Source organism: Acinetobacter sp. YH01005, assembly GCF_013420465.1.
Lineage (GTDB): Bacteria > Pseudomonadota > Gammaproteobacteria > Pseudomonadales > Moraxellaceae > Acinetobacter > Acinetobacter amyesii.
Genome location: NZ_VOYA01000007.1, coordinates 198,968 through 215,650, shown reverse-complemented (window position 1 = coordinate 215,650; position 16,683 = coordinate 198,968). Strand labels below are relative to the sequence as shown.

At 41.6% G+C, this 16,683-nt stretch carries 16 protein-coding genes; 10 read left to right on the top strand and 6 right to left on the bottom strand.

From position 1 onward, the window contains the following. Window positions 1–163: 163 nt before the first annotated feature. Window positions 164–1,537, bottom strand: a complete 1,374-nt coding sequence (gene hemN / locus FTT72_RS07200) for an oxygen-independent coproporphyrinogen III oxidase (RefSeq protein WP_180062851.1) — start codon at window positions 1,535–1,537, stop codon at window positions 164–166. Window positions 1,538–1,814: 277 nt separating this feature from the next. On the opposite strand from hemN, the gene hemF reads away from it, so the two are divergent. From hemF to aroE, 3 genes are all read left to right on the top strand, one after another. Beyond that, the gene (gene hemF / locus FTT72_RS07195; protein ID WP_180026069.1) at window positions 1,815–2,756 is read left to right on the top strand and encodes an oxygen-dependent coproporphyrinogen oxidase; all 942 of its coding nucleotides are present in this window, start codon (window positions 1,815–1,817) and stop codon (window positions 2,754–2,756) included. Window positions 2,757–2,985: 229 nt separating this feature from the next. After that, complete coding sequence (locus tag FTT72_RS07190) at window positions 2,986–3,207, top strand: hypothetical protein (protein ID WP_078189308.1); 222 nt, start codon at window positions 2,986–2,988, stop codon at window positions 3,205–3,207. A 102-nt stretch (window positions 3,208–3,309) separates the two neighbouring features. Beyond that, on the top strand, window positions 3,310–4,098 hold the full coding sequence (gene aroE / locus FTT72_RS07185) for a shikimate dehydrogenase (protein ID WP_180178101.1): 789 nt from the start codon (window positions 3,310–3,312) through the stop codon (window positions 4,096–4,098). An 86-nt stretch (window positions 4,099–4,184) separates the two neighbouring features. Here the strand turns inward: aroE and FTT72_RS07180 are convergent, their stop codons facing one another. Continuing rightward, window positions 4,185–6,695, bottom strand: coding sequence for a hypothetical protein (locus tag FTT72_RS07180; RefSeq protein WP_180178100.1), 2,511 nt, complete (start codon window positions 6,693–6,695; stop codon window positions 4,185–4,187). A gap of 230 nt (window positions 6,696–6,925) precedes the next feature. On the opposite strand from FTT72_RS07180, the gene FTT72_RS07175 reads away from it, so the two are divergent. Together FTT72_RS07175 and FTT72_RS07170 are read left to right on the top strand one after the other, a co-directional pair. Next, a complete protein-coding gene (locus FTT72_RS07175; RefSeq protein ID WP_180178099.1) occupies window positions 6,926–8,749 on the top strand; it encodes an acyl-CoA dehydrogenase C-terminal domain-containing protein in 1,824 nt (607 codons plus the stop codon). Between the two features lie 342 nt (window positions 8,750–9,091). Beyond that, window positions 9,092–9,394, top strand: a complete 303-nt coding sequence (locus FTT72_RS07170) for a hypothetical protein (RefSeq protein ID WP_180105610.1) — start codon at window positions 9,092–9,094, stop codon at window positions 9,392–9,394. Window positions 9,395–9,436: 42 nt separating this feature from the next. Here FTT72_RS07170 and FTT72_RS07165 read toward each other — a convergent pair whose 3' ends face one another. Further along, window positions 9,437–9,844, bottom strand: a complete 408-nt coding sequence (locus FTT72_RS07165; RefSeq protein WP_180026073.1) for a hypothetical protein — start codon at window positions 9,842–9,844, stop codon at window positions 9,437–9,439. A 133-nt stretch (window positions 9,845–9,977) separates the two neighbouring features. Further along, the gene (hemW, locus tag FTT72_RS07160) at window positions 9,978–11,132 is read right to left on the bottom strand and encodes a radical SAM family heme chaperone HemW (RefSeq protein WP_180178098.1); all 1,155 of its coding nucleotides are present in this window, start codon (window positions 11,130–11,132) and stop codon (window positions 9,978–9,980) included. Between the two features lie 125 nt (window positions 11,133–11,257). Here hemW and FTT72_RS07155 point away from each other — a divergent pair, with 125 nt between their 5' ends. The 3 genes from FTT72_RS07155 to FTT72_RS07145 all read left to right on the top strand — a co-directional run bounded on the left by FTT72_RS07155 (window position 11,258) and on the right by FTT72_RS07145 (window position 13,666). Continuing rightward, complete coding sequence (locus tag FTT72_RS07155) at window positions 11,258–11,716, top strand: DMT family transporter (protein ID WP_111884189.1); 459 nt, start codon at window positions 11,258–11,260, stop codon at window positions 11,714–11,716. 41 nt (window positions 11,717–11,757) lie between these two features. Beyond that, the gene (locus FTT72_RS07150; RefSeq protein WP_373685866.1) at window positions 11,758–13,116 is read left to right on the top strand and encodes an MATE family efflux transporter; all 1,359 of its coding nucleotides are present in this window, start codon (window positions 11,758–11,760) and stop codon (window positions 13,114–13,116) included. A gap of 124 nt (window positions 13,117–13,240) precedes the next feature. Next, the gene (locus FTT72_RS07145; protein ID WP_180059161.1) at window positions 13,241–13,666 is read left to right on the top strand and encodes a hypothetical protein; all 426 of its coding nucleotides are present in this window, start codon (window positions 13,241–13,243) and stop codon (window positions 13,664–13,666) included. Window positions 13,667–14,025: 359 nt separating this feature from the next. Here FTT72_RS07145 and FTT72_RS07140 read toward each other — a convergent pair whose 3' ends face one another. Continuing rightward, entirely contained in the window at window positions 14,026–14,238 is a 213-nt protein-coding gene (locus tag FTT72_RS07140; RefSeq protein ID WP_078189319.1) for a DUF1737 domain-containing protein, read from the bottom strand. 201 nt (window positions 14,239–14,439) lie between these two features. Between FTT72_RS07140 and FTT72_RS07135 the strand changes: the two genes are divergently transcribed. Together FTT72_RS07135 and FTT72_RS07130 are read left to right on the top strand one after the other, a co-directional pair. Then, window positions 14,440–15,738, top strand: coding sequence for an AarF/ABC1/UbiB kinase family protein (locus FTT72_RS07135; protein WP_180178097.1), 1,299 nt, complete (start codon window positions 14,440–14,442; stop codon window positions 15,736–15,738). 104 nt (window positions 15,739–15,842) lie between these two features. After that, entirely contained in the window at window positions 15,843–16,097 is a 255-nt protein-coding gene (locus FTT72_RS07130) for a type B 50S ribosomal protein L31 (RefSeq protein WP_078189321.1), read from the top strand. A 121-nt stretch (window positions 16,098–16,218) separates the two neighbouring features. Here FTT72_RS07130 and crcB read toward each other — a convergent pair whose 3' ends face one another. Continuing rightward, entirely contained in the window at window positions 16,219–16,602 is a 384-nt protein-coding gene (gene crcB / locus FTT72_RS07125) for a fluoride efflux transporter CrcB (RefSeq protein ID WP_078189322.1), read from the bottom strand. Window positions 16,603–16,683: the final 81 nt, after the last annotated feature.

Genomic DNA, 16,683 nt, shown 5'->3' with positions numbered 1-16,683 from the left:
ATAATTCAAGTGAATTTGTTTGAAAGAAGAACTTTAAAAGCTTTATTTTCACCCGATAAAATACCCATAAAACAAGAGGAAGCTCAAATGAGCTTCCTCTTGTGAAAAATTGTGGGACAGCAGTGGGCTTCCCCCTCTTTATTAAAGAGGGGTTAGGGGAGATTCAAATCGTCATCGAAAAAATACGATTTTCCGGCACACGGCGTTTTAACCTTAAGTCAAAAGCCATACAGATATTACGTACAAAAGGCTTGCCTGCATCACTCACCTGAATGTACTGATCAAAAATTTCGAGCAAGCCATCTTCTTGCATTTCAGCCAATTGCGCTAATACTTCATCAAGCTCAGGAAATTGCATTTCTGGACCTGCCCAAGAGGTTTGGAAACTACACATCAAATTGAGAATATGCTTACGGATGATTAAGTCCTCATTTGTCAGCACATGCCCCCGATAGACTGGAATTTCATTCGCTTCTAAACGTGCATAATAGTCTTCAATTTTCTTTTCATTTTGCGCAAAGCTGTACCAACTATCACTGATCGAGGATAAGCCGAGTCCAATCATTACTTGGGTTTTCGATGCGGTATAGCCCATAAAATTACGGTGCAAACTGCCCTGCTGAAAAGCTTGATACATCGGATCTTGGGTTAATGCAAAATGATCCATCCCAATTTCATGATAGCCCTGCGCTAGTAGCTGTTTTTTACCTTCCTCATAGCATTGACGCTTTAAATCATCTTTCGGGACATCAACATCTTTAAAACCACGCTGACCATTGCCCTTAATCCACGGCACATGTGCATAGCTATAAAAGGCTAAACGATCTGGCATCAAACGATTGGTCTGTTCAATGGTATGCAACACGTCGTTTAAATCCTGAAATGGCAAACCAAAAACCAAGTCATGCGAAATAGAGGTATAGCCAATATCACGTGCCCACTGTGTCACTTGTTCAACATGTGCAAAGGGCTGAATACGGTGGATGGCTTTTTGCACCTTCTCATTATAATCCTGCACTCCATAACTTACGCGTCGAAAACCAACATCATACAAAGCTTGTAAATGCTCACGTGTGGTATTGTTCGGATGCCCTTCAAAGCTAAATTCATGTGTATCGGCAATATCAGCATGCACTAGAATGCCTTGAATCAACTGGGTGAGATGCTCAGGAGAAAAGAAAGTAGGCGTTCCCCCGCCCAAATGAATTTCTTTAATCATCGGTCGATCGACCAAGAGCTGACAATATAAGTCCCATTCTTTCAGCACCGCCTGAATATAAGGCAGCTCCATCTCATGTTTTTTTGTGACTTTTTTATGGCAACCACAAAACGTACATAAGCTTTCACAAAATGGCAGATGAATGTACAGACTGATGCCTTCGCTGTGATTGGTCTCATCAAATGAACGCTTTAATCCCTGTTTCCACTGTTGTAATGAAAACTCAGCTTCCTCCCAATACGGTACGGTTGGATAACTGGTATAGCGTGGACCCGGTACATTATATTTTTGAATTAAAGAACTCGCTTGCTGAGACATCGATGCACCATTTCAATCAATGAGATTCAATTTAAATCTACTTAATGATTATTGTGCTGGGCTTCAGAAGTGAATTCAACCTAGCAAATTTGTCGGAATAGTCCCAATTTCAGTCTGAGCAATTGCTGCTAACTTTGCATGATCTTTTGGTTTAATCACTAGATTTCCAGATTTAAAGCATAGATCCGATGCTGAGTATCGGGAAAAATGCCTTAAGTTTTTACCTAATTTATGCTTTGATGACACTTATCTTTAAATTATTTTAATAAAGGTCACCATGCAGAATCCAACTTCAGCCGATATTCAACGTGTAGATGAATTCCTTCGCGATTTACAGGCACGGATTTGTGCCGCATTGGAACAGCAAGAACGTGCTGGTGGCGGAAGTGCCGAATTTGCGATCGATGACTGGGAGCGCCCTGAAGGTGGTGGTGGTCGCTCACGTGTTCTACAAAATGGGACGGTGATTGAAAAAGGTGGTGTGATGTTCTCGCACATCAACATTTCAAAATTACCTGCCTCAGCGACTGAACGCCATCCCGCTATTGCAGGTGCAAAAGCGCAAGCCATGGGCGTGTCATTGGTAATTCACCCGAAAAACCCCAACGTCCCAACCTCACATGCCAATGTGCGTTTATTTGTTGCCGAAAAAGAAGGCCAAGATCCGATTTGGTGGTTTGGCGGTGGTTTTGACCTCACTCCATTTTATCCAAATGATGAAGATGTCTTGTCTTGGCATCAAACTGCCCATGATCTCTGTGCCCCATTTAGCGATACGCTCTATGATGAACATAAAAAATGGTGTGATGACTATTTCTATCTAAAACACCGTGATGAACAACGTGGTGTGGGTGGTTTATTCTTTGACGACCTCAACCAATGGGACTTTGAAACCTGTTTCAAATATATGCAGGCCGTGGGTAATGGTTATTTAGAGGCGATTTTACCGATCTTCCAAAGAAACCAAGACAAAGCCTATACCGAAGCACAACGAGACTTCCAACTTTACCGTCGTGGTCGTTACGTTGAATATAACCTTGTCTATGACCGCGGCACCTTATTTGGCTTGCAAACTGGTGGACGTATTGAGTCGATTTTAGTGAGTATGCCACCTTTGGCGGGCTGGTCGTATCGTCCTGAATGGGAAGAACATTCTGCCGAGAAAAAGCTCACCGACTTTTATTTAAAACCGCAAGATTGGCTTAATACGCTGAAATAAACTGATAAACATGTATTCACCCCCTGTCCGTCAGGGGCTTTTTATTGCCTGATGATTAGAGTATTCATTTGTATGTAATATCTTGATGCATAAATAATTTTTTTAAGCATTTACTTTGTAATCATATTGCTCAACAATGACACATCTTTTAAACAGCTTTACGCTATGTCATTGCACAATGTGTCAATAAACTCATGGCTGTAACTTTCTTGTACGGAGTACAACGCACATGACACATCAAACACTCAATAAAAAAGCAGTCAGTCTTACTGCCTTGGTGTTTTGGAGCTTTGCTGTTGTGCTGATCAGCGCTATCAGTACTAATATTTTTTCCGAAACGTCTTTGAATGATAATTTGGCCATTGGCTTCATGGTCGTGGCCCTCATTGGTTTAGTCATTAGTGCTGCCAGCATCTTGATTCAAAGCGTCTTAGATATTTGTAATCCTTAATTTTCCCCCTTTATTTCACGATTTTAAGACTGCCCGAACTTTAGCCATCATCAGATTTGGCGTATATTGTCTGCTCTTTCACATCTACATGGACGCTGTGCAATGAGCAAACAATTTGCCGTGATTGGCAACCCGATTGAACAATCACGCTCACCTGAACTTCATCATGCCTTCGCTGAAAAAACAGGCCTCGACATTCAGTACAGCAAACGACTTGCGCCACTCGATGGTTTTCAGCACAGCGTCGAATCCTTCTTTGCCGAAGGTGGCATCGGTATGAATGTCACTGTTCCGTTTAAAGAACAAGCCTATGCACAATGTGCCGTCCTTACTGAACGTGCCAAAATTGCAGGTGCGGTCAATACATTATGGATGCAAGATGGCACACTCCATGGCGATAATACCGATGGACAAGGCCTAGTCGATGCCATCCGTGCCTTAGATTGGAATCTAGAACAAAGCGATATATTGATCATTGGTGCAGGCGGTGCGACACGTGGCGTGATTTACCCACTGGTACAAGCTGGGGCCAAAAAAATCGTGATTGCCAACCGGACTTTAGCGCGTGCTGAACAATTGGTCGCTGACTTAAAAACTGCTGTCCCCAATGCCGAACTTGTAGCCATTGCCCTCACTGACTTAGCAGGTCAATTTGATCTGGTGATTAATGCCACATCGGCAAGCTTAACGGGTGATGCACTGATTTTGCCTGAAGCATTACAATTCACGCACGCCTATGAAATGGCCTATGGCAAGCCGTCGACATTTTTGGATCAAGCCAAAGCACGCCATGTTCCAACCTCAGAAGGTTTTGGCATGTTGGTTGGTCAAGCAATCGAATCTTTTTCCATTTGGAATGGCATTAAACCTGATCTAAAAGACTTTCTATAATTCAAAATGATTTGCTCAATTCACTTTCTGAGCAGGCTAAACACCTAAAAAAAGAACCTCAATTGAGGTTCTTTTTTTGATCCAACTTAGTTCTTGTGTTTTTGAATGGCCTTATAGGTTTCATAATAAGCCGATTGGCTGAACAACTCTTCGTGTTCTGCTGTTAGGCCTTGTAATGACGCTTCTGATAATTTTCCTTTGATATCATCAGCAAAGGCTTGCGCATAGATTTTTGATGCTTTCACCAAATGTGCTTTTTCAGTTCCTTCCAGTTCATAACTGGCTAAAAAGTTTTGTTGATATAAATGTGCAAAAATCGCCTGATCAGTCTTATAGGTTTTTTGCAATTGTTTCCACTCAACCTGAGCTTTGTACTCACCAATCCCCGACTGTACATAATGATTGACCGAAGAACCTAAGTCATCAAAGTCTTGATAGCGATGTAAAGCATGCTTATCACGTAATTGATTTAAACGTTTCAGCGCATTGCCTGTTGGTTCTTTTAACCCATCAACAAATCGATATGCATAAACTTCAGCAATTTCATTCAAATCATTGACTGAGTAATAACGCACATACTGAGCGCGATAGTTAGCAAATGCCACGACAAATGCCGCTTGATAGGCTTTCACTTCAGATTGATGGCGCTTATAACTTTGCAAAGCTACAATACTTAGATATTCAGGAAGTTCGATTTCTTCATTTGCAGCACGGACATCATCGACCGATGCAGTTTCTGCTTCAACAAGCAGAGGATCATTTCCCGTGATTGGTGCAAGCAGACCTTTCAACATATTTTCAAAGAGTGAATCTTTACTGACTTCCTCAATGGATTTTGCCTGTTTCATGGCTTGACGATCAATTTTAGTCGCATTGCCATAATTCAAGATTTGGTTGCTACTTTTCAGCTTTAATTGACCTAAACGTGGCTCATTAAAGGCCAATTGATAGTCCATTACTTGGACGCGGCCTTTGTGATCTAAGCCTACATCCATCACAACATTCGAAGATGATTTATCCTGTGCATTCAGCACCTGCGCAATTTCAGCTTGATGCTTTTGCCATAATTGCTGAAATTGTTTTACATCGATAAGTTGTTCACTTTGATATTGCTGGAATACTGGTTTTAACTGCTCAACAGCATCCGAAATCTCTGAATCTGTATTGGATGCGTCCGCAGCAGAAGCCGATGGTACAGAATCTGTTTGCAGCGGTATCACCCGAACATCTTGATAATCCTGACACAGTGTGACTTTACCAATCGGCACCTGTTTGGTGTTCATCAAGGCCTGACAGACTTCCTCAGATAAGTTCGCTGTTTCATCATCTTCTTCGGAAGCCGCATAAACTTCGGTTACTTCAGTATCCGAACTATAGGCTTCTTCGTCATCACCCGCGGTTGCCTCCGCATATGCACTTGCAGTATCAATCGCCTCTTCAGCAGATTCAGCGGCAGAAGACGTTTGTTCGTCTTCCGTTTCGTGTTGGTGATACATCAGGCCATGCATTTTCGCATTGAGCAGCTCATTCACACGTTCTACAGATGCATAAGCCGCATCATAGTCTTCATCCTCAGCTGCTGCCGCTACTGCAGTCCCTCCCGCCGCTTCAGCCGCAGCCATCGCCTCTTCGGAAGCACTGAGATGCGCAGCAGCGTCCACAGATTCATCTTGCTCAGCGTCACTATTGCGCTGACCTTTGATTTGCGTGGTGTAATAGTTGGCGTTCACAAAATCAAAAAGTTCAAGCTGGGTGTAAAGCGCATCGAGATCACCCACATAGCGGATTTTTTTAGTCAGCCCTGCATTTTTTTCATCACGTGTTAAAGCAATATTTTGCACTTGATTCGGCTCTGCCAAGACATAGGGCAAAGCATTCATCTGTTTTAAATAGTCAGCAAATTTTTTCAAATCGTACTGAGCAATCGTCTCTTTATGTTTTGAAAAATCCACATAAGCCAAGCTGCTTTGGCTTTCGCGATTCACCATAAACGGCATGAACGCAAAGTAGTTGGTATAAAATTTATGTTGATTAAAATCAATGATCATCGGCAACTGTGCATTCACCTGCAAGGTCGGTTTTTGATAACTCAATTGCAAGGTTAAGGCAGCAAGTTTTTCTCTAAAATGTACTGAACCGCTATAGCTAAACTGTAAATCATTCAACACATTCAGTAGTGATTGTGCAATTTTGGATTGCGGAGAAACGCCATCATCTTCATCGCTATAGCGCGCTGATGGTGGGATCGATTCATTGGCAATCGCTTGATAGAGCTGTTTCTTTTCTTTTTGGCTAAATGGAATATTTTGGGTTTTAATCAACTGATCCAGTTGTTTTGTAAGTTTAGGATCCAGCTCTGGCTGTGTGCTTATCGCAGGTTTTGACTTGGTTTCAGGCTTTTTTTCATCGAACTGAATATCTGTCTGAATTGAAAATTGCCCTTTCATGTCATAACTGGCATTTTCAAACATTGCGTTTAAGCCTTGAGTGGCTTGTTGCCCGAGAGACTGATCCGTTGAATTGGTTTTTATGACATGTTGAGCACACCCAGTAATACTCAAACCCAGTAAACAAAGTGTTATATATTTTAATCGCATAATTGTACGAAAGACCTAAGTTCTTTATGATTTATTAAAAGAAAAAAATGATCAAAAGATCAACATCAAGTCTATCAGAAGTTTATTTTTCACATGTTGGTTAAATATTACAATTCGCCTTTCTGACATTTTTTAAGGGCGTATTCATCAATGTTTTTTAGATGAAATTATGAATAATCAAATCATCAATACAGATAATCCAAAAAAATTTAGATATTAGGATTAAGACTATGCCTGCATATAAAGCGCCTTTACACGATATTCGTTTCTTAATGAATGAAGTACTCGATTACCCAGCACATTACAAAACTTTGTCTAATGGTGAAGCTGCTGATGCAGACACTGTCGACATGATTTTAGAAGGTGCAGCGGATTTTTGTGAAAACATCCTTTCGCCTTTGAACCAAACGGGTGATGAAGAAGGCTGTCATTTTGAAAATGGTGATGTGAAAACACCAAAAGGGTTTAAAGAAGCCTATGACCAATTTGTACAGGGTGGCTGGCAAGGTCTGTCTTTCCCTGAAGAATTTGGCGGTCAAAACTTGCCACAGTCGTTGAATCTCATCAAATCTGAAATGATGGGTACAGCAAACTGGTCATTCCAAATGTATCCGGGTCTCAGCGTAGGTTGTATCAACACCATTCTACAATTTGGTTCAGAAGAACAGAAAAACCAATATTTACCGAACCTTGTTGCTGGAACTTGGTCAGGCACCATGTGCTTAACTGAACCTCAATGCGGTACCGACTTAGGTCAGGTAAAAACCAAAGCGGAACCTCAAGCTGACGGTAGCTATGCAATTTCTGGTACAAAAATCTTCATCTCTGCGGGTGAGCATGATTTAACAGATAACATCGTGCATATCGTACTTGCTCGTCTTCCAGATGCTCCTGCAGGTACTAAAGGGATTTCATTGTTCATCGTTCCAAAATTCCTTGTGAATGCAGATGGTACTGTGGGCGAACGCAATCCTGTAACGTGTGGTTCGATTGAACACAAAATGGGGATCCGTGCTTCGGCAACAGCTGTGCTGAACTTTGATAATGCCATTGGCTACTTGATCGGTGAAAAACACAAAGGCCTACACGCAATGTTCACCTTTATGAACACTGCACGTATTGGTACAGCGATCCAAGGCATTGCACATGCTGAATTGGCATTCCAAGGCGCTCTTCCATATGCCAAAGAACGTATGTCTATGCGCGCACTTTCAGGTAAAAAAGATCCTGAAAAGGTAGCCGATGCGATTATTCACCATGCAGACGTACGTCGTATGCTTTTAACTCAAAAAGCGATCGCTGAAGGCGGCCGTTCAATGATTTACTATGCAGCTCAAATTGCGGACAAAATGACTGATGCTTTAACCCGCGGTGATACAGCAGCGTTTGAAGCACATGATGACCACTTAGGCTTCTACACACCGATTCTCAAAGGTTTCCTAACCGAAATGGGTTATGAAGCTGCAAACCATGGTATGCAAGTATACGGCGGTCATGGTTATATTAAAGAATGGGGCATGGAACAAATTGTTCGTGACTCACGTATCTCTACTCTCTACGAAGGCACAACAGGCGTTCAAGCACTAGACTTGATTGGTCGTAAAGTTCTGTTGACCTCTAAAGGTAAAGTGATTCGTGACTACACAGCTGAAATCTTGAAGTTCTGTGGTCAACATGCACGTAACAAATACATGCGTCGTTTTGCGTGGGACTTAACGAAGCTTTGCGCACAGTGGAATGCATTAACGGTTCGTATCATGCTTGCAGCACGTAAAGACCGTGACATCGTATCTTCTGCTTCTGTCGATTTCTTGATGTTCTCTGGCTACGTGATGATGGCTTATTTCTGGGCACAACAAGCTGCCGTAGCTTCTGAAAAATTAGCAGAAGGCAATGGTGCAGAAGTTCCTGAGTTCTATAAAGCAAAAATCAAAGTGGCTGACTTCTACTTTGAACGTCTATTACCACGCTCACAAGGTCACGCTGAAGCAATGGTTAACCCATCGAAGACCATGACTTCTTTGGCTCCTGAACACTTTAGCTTTGACTACTAAGCTTTAAACCGAGTTAAATGACTCTATAAAAAGACCGCTTCGGCGGTCTTTTTTGTCTTCTCTTTTAATTTTGATCTATAGGAATTACGAGTAGTATTCTTAATTTCTTCATGAGGTAATAACAATGTATAAAGATGAACTTTATATGGAGAAATTTTGTTGTATTTTTCAACAAAAATAGAACACCTTATCGCTAAAAAATAATTTTATTTAATAAATATTAAATACTTAAAGTAAATTTAACTCCATAATTTTAGCTTTACATTTGTATCTCATACAACTTCATATCTTCTGCATAGCCTCCCCCTATGATGACTTCATTGATTCATAGAGAGCGTAACCATGAAAAAATTGATGTCTTCATTGATGATTGGTCTGATTGCAACAACTGCGACAATGTCTGCAATGGCAGCGCCTGCATTCGATCATAAAAATCCGCTACCTGCTGCACACTTCGATAAAAAACCTGTACCGCCTAAAGCAACACATCACAAACCTGCTGGGCCGCAAATGGTGAAAAAAGAGCATCAACAAGCTCATGCAAAATTTGCCAAACAAAATCATAAGGCAGTAGCTTTTAAAGGCAATCAACACAAACCTGTTTCGCAGCATAAATTACCGCCAATGCCACCGAAACATCGTTAAGCTAAATTAAAAAAAGACCGCTCATGCGGTCTTTTTTAATCTTTACTTTGCTTTATCAGCAATAAATTCTTTGATCTCTATGGGTTTATCTTTCACCAACTCAACTGTCCCTTCATTCACACCATTAAAGTTCTTAAAGTGAATTGAAACACCTTGGTCGTTGGCAAGTCGTACACCACTTCCTGAAACTGCTCGTTTCAATTCATACACACGATCAGAATTATCAGTCAATTGTGCGGTTTCAAAATTATCTTTGGTTTTTAACTCAAGGCTTAGATCTTGTGGCCCTGTAAAGTGAATCACTTGCTCATCTTGAGCTACTGCAACATCGTTTGTTTGTGTAGTTGCGATCGTTGCCTCTGTTGCAACATTTTGTTCTGATGGTGCTTTTTTATCGGTGCAACCCACCAAAGCTATAGTTAATAACGTCGTAGTTAAAATATATTTCATTTTCTGAAGTTCCTTTATGCCATGTAAATTCAATTATCAACTGAATAATTTCATACACATTCTGCAAATTACATTCGAAATATGAAAAATTACTTGTCGCTCAAATTTTAAAACAAGTTTGACATAGCTTTCATTACAGGAATTCTTCCAACACTGAGTTTAAAAAGATATGTCCCTGCTCGGTACAAAACAAACGTGTTGGATCACTGACCATCAATTTACGTTCACGTAATGAGTTCAATAACTCGGCAATCGGCTCTAAACTTTCCCCTGTACGCTCACTATATAGCTTGGCTTCCACCCCATGATTTAAACGAAGTGCATTCATCATAAATTCAAAAGGCATATCGGCTGCTTCGATGCGCTTAAACTGAAGATGTTCAGCAGGTACTTTGGCTAAATAGTCTTTCGGCAATCGGGTTTTTTGGAAACGATACACCCCGTCTGGCATGGTCACTTTACCATGTGCGCCTGCGCCAATCGCCAAATAATCGCCAAACTGCCAATAATTTAAATTATGTGCCGACGGCTTTTCTTTACGCCATGCCGATACTTCATAATTGATAAAGCCTTGCGCTGTTAAATAGGCTTCGCCCTGTTCTTGAATATCCTCAAGCACATCATCGACAGGTAAAATCGGTTTTGTGCGGAAGAAAACCGTATTGGGTTCAATGGTCAACTGATACCACGACACATGCGTTGCGCCATTTTCCACAGCCAATTTCAAATCCAAAAGCGCTTGCTCAAGCGTTTGTTCAGGCAGGCCATGCATCAAGTCGACATTTACCCGTTCAAAACCTGCTTCCCGTGCATGCTGAATGGCAGAAATCGCATCATCATTCGAATGAATCCGCCCCAGCTTTTTCAGCTGGTCGGTATTAAAACTTTGCACACCAATTGAAAGTCGGTTAATGCCTGCGTCTAAATAACCCGCAAAAGGATCGTGCTCAACCGTGCCCGGATTGGCTTCCAAGGTAATTTCACAGTCCGCTTCAAATGGCACTAACGCTTTGAGTTGAGCAAATAACCATTGATAGCCTTTGGATGAAATGAGCGATGGTGTACCCCCACCAATAAATACACTATGAATCAGGCGACCCTGAGCAAAATCGACTTGGGTTTTAAAGTCTTCAACCAACGCCTGTAAATATTCTTGTTCTAAGTCTACAGACAATTCACCATTCGGCACCGCATGCGAATTAAAATCACAGTATGGACATTTGCGCACACACCACGGCATGTGAATGTATAAAGATAACGGAACAACTGCAGGATTTAATTCAGCCAAGGAAAATGCTCAAAAGGAACAAAAGAAGTAAGCGCATTTTAACATGACTGCATCAGAGCGCTTATGAAAACTCATCCACAATACAGTAGACTAATAAAAGTAAAGAAGAATTAGATGATTAGAAGATGAAAATAAGCAGCCATTTATTGTACTTACTGCCGCTCGCGATGGGTGTTGGTATCGCTATGACCATTCAAACAGCGATCAACAGCCAATTGCGTGAATATTTATATTCACCGCTGCAAGCTGCCCTTTTTTCTTTTTTGGTTGGTACAATAGTCCTCGCCTTTATGGTGTTTTTTCAATCGGCCGAAAAACCGGACTTTGCAAGTTTTGCTCAAATCCCTTGGTATTTATGGTTGGGGGGATTTTTGGGTGTTTATGCCATCAGTATCAGTATTTATACCGCACCGAAACTGGGTTTTTTATCCCTCTCCGGTCTGATTATTTTTGGACAGATCTTAATGTCGATGGTATTTGACCATTTTGGCTTGCTCGGCACTGAAAAAACCCCGATTAACTGGCAACGCTTATTGGGTGGCGTGGTGATTTTTATTGGTGTGCTTCTCACTTTCCAACGCTAAGACCTCATTCCTAAGCACCTCACAAGAAATGAGTACATTCTGTGTCTACTGTCACGGCTGTAACAAGCAGCAAGTATGAATTAAAACAACTGTTTCATTTAATGATCCCGATATTGATCACGCAGTTTGCGCAAGCGGGATTTGGTCTCATTGATACCATCATGGCTGGACACATGTCCGCCAATGACCTTGCAGCCATTGCGGTCGGGGTCGGTTTATGGATACCGGTCATGCTGCTGTTCAGCGGCATTATGATTGCAACCACCCCATTAGTGGCAGAAGCCAATGGTGCTCGCACGCCTGAAAAAATTGCCACCATCGCCCGTCAGTCTTTGTGGGTCGCATTATTTTTAGGGATCATTGCCGCATTAGTCTTACAAGCTATGCCGCTGCTTTTACCGTTATTGGGTGTCCCTGAAGTATTACTTCCGAAGGCGAGCTTATTCTTACACGCCATTAGTTTAGGTATGCCTGCTGTCACCATGTACGCAGCTTTACGTGGTTACTCAGAAGCATTGGGGCATCCACGTCCAGTCACTGTGCTGAGTCTGCTGGCCTTATTGGTGTTAATTCCACTGAACTTTATTTTTATGTATGGTTTAGGCCCAGTCCCTGAACTGGGTTCAGCAGGATGTGGTTTTGCCACCGCGATTTTGCAATGGTTAATGTTCTTTGCTTTGGCGATGTACGTTTTCAAAGGATCGGCCTATCAAAAAACCCAACCTTTCGCTGCTTTTGAAAAAATGAACAGTGAATGGATCAAACGTATTTTAAAACTCGGCTTTCCTATTGGCTTAGCCATTTTCTTTGAAGTCAGTATTTTTAGTACAGCCGCTATTGTGTTGAGTCCCTTGGGCGAAGTCACCATTGCAGCGCATCAAGTCGCCATTTCGATTACCTCGCAATTGTTTATGATTCCAATGTCACTAGCGATTGCGCTGACCATTCGGGTCGGTACCTATTATGGGGAAAAAAACTGGCTAGCTATGCGAAAAGTCCAGAAAGTCGGTATGTTGACAGGGACGGTATTTGCCCTAATTACCATGCTGCTGCTTTGGCTTTTACGTAATGAAATTGTGTCACTCTATACCAATGACTATGATGTGACTCAGCTTGCCGTGTACTTGGTCTTGTTCGCTATTGCCTATCAGTTGATGGATGCATGGCAAGTCAGTGCCGCAGGGTGCTTACGCGGTATGCAAGACACCAAAGGACCGATGTGGATCACTATGATCGCGTATTGGATCATTGCCTTCCCTGTCGGGATCTATCTTGCACGCTTCACTACGACTGGTGCTGCAGGCGTTTGGATTGGCCTGATTGTGGGTCTGACTGTCGCATGTATACTGCTACTTACACGTTTATTTATGATGAATAAACGTTTAGCACATGCGGGATAAGCCCTAAAAAATCATCTAAAAAGTTACTTAAAAATACGGCTACGCTATGCAGAAGATTAATGCAAATTAACACCCTGTATAGCAACGCCATAAATAAAAAAGCACGAAGAAGAGGAAAATAAACATGTCCCATGTATTTCGCTCGATCAGTCTCTGTCTGAGCTTGAGCTTTTCCATGTCACTACAAGCTGAACAAACGATCAACCGACATGAATTTCCTTTGTATCACGCACCCATCAAAGTCCAATCACAACCCGAATTTGATTACATCAATCAAGCACTTTGGACAGCCTTTCGCTTTTATCATGAACAACAAGCGGACTCATATACCACACGTTTAAAATTAAGTTGTCAGCAGACTGGTATGGCATACACCTATCAGGACTTCATCAAGGCCAATCAAAAGTTTGTCTCTGCGGATGATCAGGATTTTATCGTGACGCAAAACCTTATCACCTTGAATGAAAATTTACACCATAACCAATGCAGTAAATATCTCAGTCCACATTTAGAACTCGAAAAAACTGAAGCAACTGATATTACGGAATAACATCAGTTGCTCAATTTGATTCAAAAAAAGAACGATACACGAAAATGTCATCTGCAATTGTTTGAGACAGGACTAGTTCTAATCAAAAATGTTTTTGCGATACTTAAATAATTAGACGCTAGTGAACGAGTTTTGTCGGTGAGGTGATTGCACCGCAAGATGGTTTCCTTGCGAGGCACGCTTCTCATTTTGCCGAATGAGAAACAACGTTTCGTAAGAATACCTCCAGCTGAAGGCTAATCCCTTTATTCAATCCCTAGATGAAAGACTCTAAAGAATAGAATTGAAAATCTTTTTTTTAATGCGTAAATACTTTTACATGCATAACATCAGTGAAGCAAGCAAAGCACCAAAACCAACTAATTAAGCGCCTCGATGGCATTTTTTAAACCTTGTGGCACTTGGCTGTCGTCTTCTACGTCTTTCACGATCGCCTGCCCGACAATCACATCTGTCCCATTAAAACTCATGGTTGGTGAGCCATACAATTCATAGCCTTCATTTAAAGCTTTGGTCACACGGGCACAGAAATTGACATCATCTTTACCGGTTAAATAGCGATACACTTTCATCGTTCAGTTCTCTTCTAGCGACGCGATATTTTAAACCATTCAGCACGTGGCTTAAATTTGCCTGAATTATTTTCAGTATTTACATTTTTGCCCATCATTTTATCAATAGAAATAAAGTCTTAACAATTTAAAGTAGGCAGTTTGTGTTTTGTCGCCTATGATCGGTAATAGATAATAAATGATGATCTTGAGGAACATCACATGGCAAAAACGGCTAGCACACCGGGTCGTCGCTTTATGAAACTTGCCAGTATGACGGCAAGCATTGCTACTAAAACCGTTTCCAATTCCATCCGCAATATCACTGCCGATGAAGAACAGAAAAATGCATCTCGCAGTAAACTTTTTCAGGACATCGGTCTGCAAATTGCAGACACTTTGGGTGAAATGAAAGGTGCGGTGATGAAAGTCGGACAAATTGCCTCGCAGTACAAAGACATTTTTCCACCTGAAGTCGCAAAGGCCATCAGTAAATTACAACGCCAAGCGCCAGCCATGCCCTTTGCTGAAATTAAGGCCCAAGTAGAACAAGAACTCGGCAAGCCCCTCGCGCAGATTTTTAAAAGTTTTGAAGAACAACCTTTTGCCGCTGCATCCATTGGGCAGGTGCATAAAGCCGTGTTACCTAATGGTCAGCAAGTGGTGGTGAAAGTGCAATATCCGGGTGTGGAAGAAGCCTGTGACAGTGACTTAAAACAAGTTCGGCTTGCACTTCGTCTGATGGGCGTATTGAAAATTGATCGGAAGTTACAAGACAAGCTATTTCGTGAAATTCAGGACAGTTTGGACAACGAACTGAACTATGAAATCGAAGCGCAAAACTTAGATGTGGCCCGTGCTTTTCATAGTGCGTTGGATGATAAAATCATCATTCCACAGGTCTATAAAGATTATTCTTCACGTCATATTTTGACTTTAAGTCTAGAGCTTGGCGACAGTATAGAAACTGCCAGCACATGGTCACAAGAAACACGAAATGCCTTGGGAAGGCGCTTATTCCGTGCCATTGGCCGTGAAATTTTCTTCCTTAAACGTTTCCACTGTGACCCGCATCCGGGTAACTTCGCCTTTCGTGAAGATGGTTCAGTCATCGTATATGACTACGGTGGTGTGAAAACCCTGTCTCCTGAAATCGTGTCGCACTTTAAGCAATTGATTAATGCTGCACGCAAGCACGATATTCCACTGATGGAACAGCAACTCGATGCCCTACATTCCCTCAATGAACTCGGTAAATTCCCTGCGGACTTGTATGAACAATGGCTTGAAGTACTGATGCGTCCACTGACCACACAATACGACTTTGCTGAAAACTCAGCGCACCATGACGGGGTAGAATTAATTAAGCCTTCTCTTAAATACTGGGATGTGTTTAAACCGTCACCGGATACCTTGATGGTGAACCGGACTGTTTCAGGACATTATTGGAATTTGATTCATTTGAAAGTGCATGACAATCTCAATGATCTTTTTGATGAGTTGGTCCCACCTAGCGCTTAAGTGAATATGACGCGCTGATTGCCTGATGAATTTCGGGCAATATTTGCATTTTATATTGTTATGTTATAACATTTCTTTAATCAATAAATTTAAGGAACAGAAGAATGCGTGCCAACATCCATCCCGAATACCGTGAAGTGCTCTTTCATGACACCAATGCCAATGCCTTTTTTGTGATTGGCAGTACTTTAAGCACCAATCAAACCAAAGAGTTTGAAGGCAAAACTTATCCATATGTGACGCTCGATATCTCAAGTGCATCACATCCTTTTTATACAGGTGAACAACGCCAAGTGAATAACGAAGGACGTATTGCGAACTTTAATAAACGCTTTGCGCGTTTCAAACGCTCACAATAAGTTCAGTTTCGATTAAGTTTTTTCTTTTAAAATTAAAACATTAAAGAAGTTCAGGGTTACCCTCCTCCAGCCTGAGCTTCTTTTTTTTATGTCTGAAATTTTGTGGATTTCAAGCGTTGTTTTAAACATCTATTTTTAAAATCGACTGAAATAAGTAATATCCCAGTCCCAATACGATGACGCCAATCACCACACTGGAAATGGCATAACTAAATGCCAGCCCACTTTGCCCTTGTCTAAGCAGTTGGAAGGTTTCTAAGCCGAAACTTGAAAATGTGGTAAAGCCACCTAAGATCCCGACCATAAGCAATAAGCGTGCTTCATTTTGTAGAACGGGATATTTTTGGCTAAATGCAAAAAACACACCTGCACAAAAGCAACCTAAAATATTCACCCACCATGTTGCCCACGGAAAGAGCACGGTTGGCTTGGCCAATAACAGTCCTGCTGCATAGCGAAGTGTTGCCCCAATTGCGCCGCCACATGCGACCAAAAGCCAGTTCATAGTTGTCCTACTTCAACATCATTGGTATCTACAATTTAGGCAACAGACTGCCTAAGGTCTCCCTTCAATATACACGCATTT

What these genes read in the sequence shown, in the direction of transcription:
- hemN (WP_180062851.1), bottom strand. Translation starts at nt 1,537, where the DNA reads ATGTCTCAGCAAGCGAGTTCTTTAATTCAAAAATATAATGTACCGGGT.
- hemF (WP_180026069.1), top strand. Translation starts at nt 1,815, where the DNA reads ATGCAGAATCCAACTTCAGCCGATATTCAACGTGTAGATGAATTCCTT.
- FTT72_RS07190 (WP_078189308.1), top strand. Translation starts at nt 2,986, where the DNA reads ATGACACATCAAACACTCAATAAAAAAGCAGTCAGTCTTACTGCCTTG.
- aroE (WP_180178101.1), top strand. Translation starts at nt 3,310, where the DNA reads ATGAGCAAACAATTTGCCGTGATTGGCAACCCGATTGAACAATCACGC.
- FTT72_RS07180 (WP_180178100.1), bottom strand. Translation starts at nt 6,695, where the DNA reads ATGCGATTAAAATATATAACACTTTGTTTACTGGGTTTGAGTATTACT.
- FTT72_RS07175 (WP_180178099.1), top strand. Translation starts at nt 6,926, where the DNA reads ATGCCTGCATATAAAGCGCCTTTACACGATATTCGTTTCTTAATGAAT.
- FTT72_RS07170 (WP_180105610.1), top strand. Translation starts at nt 9,092, where the DNA reads ATGAAAAAATTGATGTCTTCATTGATGATTGGTCTGATTGCAACAACT.
- FTT72_RS07165 (WP_180026073.1), bottom strand. Translation starts at nt 9,844, where the DNA reads ATGAAATATATTTTAACTACGACGTTATTAACTATAGCTTTGGTGGGT.
- FTT72_RS07155 (WP_111884189.1), top strand. Translation starts at nt 11,258, where the DNA reads ATGAAAATAAGCAGCCATTTATTGTACTTACTGCCGCTCGCGATGGGT.
- FTT72_RS07145 (WP_180059161.1), top strand. Translation starts at nt 13,241, where the DNA reads ATGTCCCATGTATTTCGCTCGATCAGTCTCTGTCTGAGCTTGAGCTTT.
- FTT72_RS07140 (WP_078189319.1), bottom strand. Translation starts at nt 14,238, where the DNA reads ATGAAAGTGTATCGCTATTTAACCGGTAAAGATGATGTCAATTTCTGT.
- FTT72_RS07135 (WP_180178097.1), top strand. Translation starts at nt 14,440, where the DNA reads ATGGCAAAAACGGCTAGCACACCGGGTCGTCGCTTTATGAAACTTGCC.
- FTT72_RS07130 (WP_078189321.1), top strand. Translation starts at nt 15,843, where the DNA reads ATGCGTGCCAACATCCATCCCGAATACCGTGAAGTGCTCTTTCATGAC.
- crcB (WP_078189322.1), bottom strand. Translation starts at nt 16,602, where the DNA reads ATGAACTGGCTTTTGGTCGCATGTGGCGGCGCAATTGGGGCAACACTT.